This is a genomic window from Paracoccus angustae (genome assembly GCF_042648745.1).
Classification (GTDB): domain Bacteria; phylum Pseudomonadota; class Alphaproteobacteria; order Rhodobacterales; family Rhodobacteraceae; genus Paracoccus; species Paracoccus angustae.
In genome coordinates this window covers 1-3,632 of sequence record NZ_JBHRXY010000085.1, presented here as the reverse complement: position 1 = coordinate 3,632, position 3,632 = coordinate 1, and the positions used below count along the sequence as shown (strand labels likewise).

General features: G+C 63.9%; 5 protein-coding genes. All 5 read right to left on the bottom strand.

Features of this window, described 5'->3' with window-relative positions; translation table 11 throughout:
- A partial coding sequence (locus tag ACFOM8_RS22665) for an ArdC-like ssDNA-binding domain-containing protein (protein ID WP_377764633.1) occupies positions 1-515 on the bottom strand: 515 nt, incomplete at its 3' end.
- Between the two features lie 780 nt (positions 516-1,295).
- Entirely contained in the window at positions 1,296-1,463 is a 168-nt protein-coding gene (locus tag ACFOM8_RS22660) for a hypothetical protein (RefSeq protein ID WP_377764632.1), read from the bottom strand.
- Positions 1,464-1,835: 372 nt separating this feature from the next.
- Entirely contained in the window at positions 1,836-2,027 is a 192-nt protein-coding gene (locus tag ACFOM8_RS22655) for a hypothetical protein (protein ID WP_377764631.1), read from the bottom strand.
- Between the two features lie 64 nt (positions 2,028-2,091).
- Positions 2,092-3,441: a DUF4942 domain-containing protein gene (locus ACFOM8_RS22650; protein WP_377764630.1), complete on the bottom strand. Its 1,350-nt coding sequence runs from the start codon at positions 3,439-3,441 to the stop codon at positions 2,092-2,094.
- The coding region (locus tag ACFOM8_RS22645) for a hypothetical protein (protein WP_377764629.1) at positions 3,438-3,632 on the bottom strand (195 nt) is incomplete at its 5' end. The genes ACFOM8_RS22645 and ACFOM8_RS22650, both read right to left, overlap by 4 nt.

Here is a 3,632-nt window from a genome sequence, read left to right as displayed (position 1 = left end):
TAGAAGGCTTGCGGCTCGTCGCTGGTGCGAATGTCCGCGCCGGTGGCCGCGAAAAAGGCGTCAAGGGCGGGGTCGGCCTCGGTGCCAAGGTCGCGGGCAGGCTCGGCGGGGGTGCCGTAGTGTTCAGCGGGCAAACCGTCGATCTGCTCCGCATTGAACACGCGATAGGCTTTCAGGTAGGGCAGGCGGCGTTCCTCGCCGGTGTCCGCGTCCTCGCGTTCAAAGGTGCCGTATTTCACGACGGTTGAGGATTTCTCGCCTTTGCGCACCTGTCCGCCTGCCTCTTGGGCCTGCTTGTATGTGAACCAGCGGGCGGCGCGGTAGCCTTTGGCGTCGGCGGCAAGCCACAACATCAGGACGTTGATGCCGGAATAGGGTTCGCCGTTGCTCCGCAGCGGGAAGGGTGCGCCGCCCTTGTCGCCGGTCCACGGCTTGCGCCATGCCGGGGTGCCTGCCTCGATGCTGGCAATGATGCTGTCGGTGACGTGGGCGTAGAGATCGAACTTGTCAGCCATTTGTGGCTCTCCTTTAGCGACGGGGGCGGCCGGGTCTTCTGCCCGTTCCGCCGATGGGCGAGCCTTCCTGTTCTGATTTCTGAAAGGCCCATGCCTTTCGGAAAGCAGAGCGGGGAGGGCGCAGCCCTGCCCGTGGCCCCGGCCGAGACTGTCAAGGGGTCGGGAAGGCGGGGTGGTGCGGCCCGCAGCCCGGCAACGGGCGAGGACACGGCCCGCCTGGACGACGACGCCCAACGGGCGGCGCTTGCCCCTTGACCGGCTCGGGCGGGGATGCGTGGCGGACAGGAAAACAAAAAGGCTGCGGACGGGGGTGAGCGGGCGAAAGCCCGTCGATCCCCCGGAACGACACATGAATCATCGTGGCCCGCGCCGCGCGCGGGCCTCTCCCGTGTCTTCTTGGGCCGCACAGCGACGGCAAGGCAGGTCAGAAGGGAAAGCAGCTATCTCTGGGCTTCACCGGCAGCACTCAACTGCCCGCCCGGTTGACCACAGCCTGACGCTCGATCCCTGTGGTCTCGCTTACAGCCTGCTTCGGCCTCCCCCTGTCCCTCCCAAGATCGGGCCAGTGCGAGGCTGGACAACCGGGCTCACGGCCCGCGTCAGCGGTCCCGCCCGAAGGGGCGAGATGGGCAGGGCAGGGCGACCAGGACCGGCGGGCGAGGGACTGGCTCGGGACGAGACAGGCATCCGCGCGCCGCAGCCGGGAGCATCGCCCTGACCAGCTCGGGTGAAGGCCGGCTTGCCGGCCGGAACCGGGGACGCGACCCGAAGGGGGACGCCCTACTTGATGACTTTACGCATGGAAGGCGGGAGGCGGGCCACTCCGACGACTTCGTAGGCTTTGGTTTCGGGATTGAGGATCATGAGGCAGTTGCCCCGCAGTTCCAACTGAATGATGCCTTCTGGATCACTCAAGCTGTCAAACTGCGACAGCATCAACTCGATCATGTCTCGGGTAACTTCAGCCCTGCAATCGGTTGCTGTCTCTCGTGCCGCAAACATCGAAACCCATCCCTCTGTAAGTAAAACGGGTGTTAACCGTCCTGTCTGACAAAGCTATGCCACTGGCTAAAAAGCCAGTCCAAAAAGCCAGTTTTCAGATTTCGATTGACAACCTTACCAGAGCGTCACTTGCCAAATAGCTGGCCTGCCTCGGGTTTTTCCAAGCTGCGACTCAGCCTGGGTCGATGCCGCATTAGGGAGGCTGAAAAAAGGCCCCGCGCAAGCGGGGCCTTAAGTTACTCCGTCGCTAGATGGAGCATTTCGGTCCTTAGCACTTTTCGAGTGTCGGCACTACGGTCTTCTGGTGAAGGATCTGGCTCAGCAGTCCGGCAGGACAGGGCCGGGGTAGGGGTTCGCGGGTCCGTAGCGCACGCCGTCCTGCTCGAAGCAGCCATTGAAGCCGCACAGCCAGGCGCGGTGCAATTCGCTGCGCGCGGCAATGCGGCGCAGCCAACGCGGCATGACGCGGCCGGAATGTCCCGCCAGATAGACGCGCAGATAAAGGTTCATGGGGTGATCCGTGCCAAGGAATGAGGCCAGGGGCAGGCGCATAGCCTGCTCCTGTCATTTTCAACTACGCCTTGGGCTTGTGATAGACGCAATAGCCGGTCGGAACATTGGTGCCGGAGCTGGCGAAGCTGCCCACGGGCAGATCGTTCCAGCGGCCTATGGTCGTGCCGTGGTCATAGTGGGCCGTCGCGGGCAGGATGCAGACCAGGACGCCGCCCGGCTTCAGGAACTTCACCGCATGATCCAGATGCAGCTTGTAGTGCCGGCCATAGAAGGGCGGGTTCATCACGATAGCATCAAAGCGCGGATCGGGCGCGACCTGCAGGAAATTGGCGGTCATGACGGAATGGCCCTTGGCGCGGGCCTGCTCGGCGCGGCCTGCGTCATACTCGATGCCGGTCACGATGACAGGGGCGCGGCCGCGCCGTTCCTCGCGGCTCTCGTTCCACGCGGCCAACTCGTCCATGATCCGGCCGTCACCGCAGGACGGTTCAAGGATCTGTTCGCCGCCTGACAGGTGCAGGGCGCTGACAATCTCCTGCGCCACGCGGCGGGGTGTGGGATAGAATTGCAGGTCGCGGGCAACTTCGGTGCTTGGCCGCTTGGCTTCCGTCTCGGTCGGCGCGTCGGGCAGAACCTCGCCATAGAACTCGGCCAGGGCGCGGTTAATGTCGCGCCGTCCATCCTCGTTGAAAATCAGATGCACGTTGCCGTTCTTGAAGGCGCGGATGAAGCCCGCGCAGCAATCGGCTTCGCCGTGCCGTTCGGCCTCCTTCATCATGTCGGCAAACTCGCGGTATTCATAGCGCGGCTGGCCGCGATAGACGCGCAGGGCGTTCAAGGTGTCCTTCAGCCGCTCCTGGCCCCATCCGTTCCAGCCGGTGGCGCTGCCGATAATGATGCGCTTGGGCAGGCCCTCGACGCCGATCTTGACCTTGGAATGACTCTTATAGGCGGGGTCCAGGTCGCAAAAGCACTCGGCCAGACCCTTGAGGACGTGAAACCGGGGGTCCAGCAGGTAATCCCCGAACACTTCTGCAAGATTGGGCAGGGTGAAGGGCAGGGGGTTGGTCAGCTTCAGGTCAAGCTGCTTGCGATCCTTGGCACTGGCAATGCGCTCGATCTGCAAGCCTTCATAGACATGCTTCCAGGCCGAACGCAGCAGGGCAAGGCGCACGTCGCGTTCGTAAAGGCTCGGGCTGCGAGAAAAGACCTGACCGCCGTAGGCCCCGCCGATGCAGGCCGCGACGTTGACCGCTGCCTCGGCCCGGTTGAACTCGGCAATCACCTCGGGAATGGCCGCGGCCTTCTCGTCATACTCGGCCACGATCTCGGACAGGCTGCGGCGCATGGCCGGGGCTGCATGTTCCTGCGTCTCTCCGATCTTCGGAAACTCGGTGTTGTGATAGGTCATGCGGTCGCCTCCTGCCGGGCGGCGAAGGCATCAAGCATGAGATAAAGCGTCTCCAGGGTGGGTGCGTCGCCATAGATCACGTCGCGGCCAACCAGCGTCGGGTCGGCCTCGCACTTGGCGCGGACGCGCCTGTCATGATCGAGATAGGCGTTGACGGTGAAGCGGCTTTCGCCCGCGCCGCTGTCGTAGAA

Excerpts from the sequence above, each read along its gene's own strand:
- ACFOM8_RS22660 (WP_377764632.1), bottom strand. The coding sequence starts at position 1,463 with ATGATCGAGTTGATGCTGTCGCAGTTTGACAGCTTGAGTGATCCAGAA.
- ACFOM8_RS22655 (WP_377764631.1), bottom strand. The coding sequence starts at position 2,027 with ATGAACCTTTATCTGCGCGTCTATCTGGCGGGACATTCCGGCCGCGTC.
- ACFOM8_RS22650 (WP_377764630.1), bottom strand. The coding sequence starts at position 3,441 with ATGACCTATCACAACACCGAGTTTCCGAAGATCGGAGAGACGCAGGAA.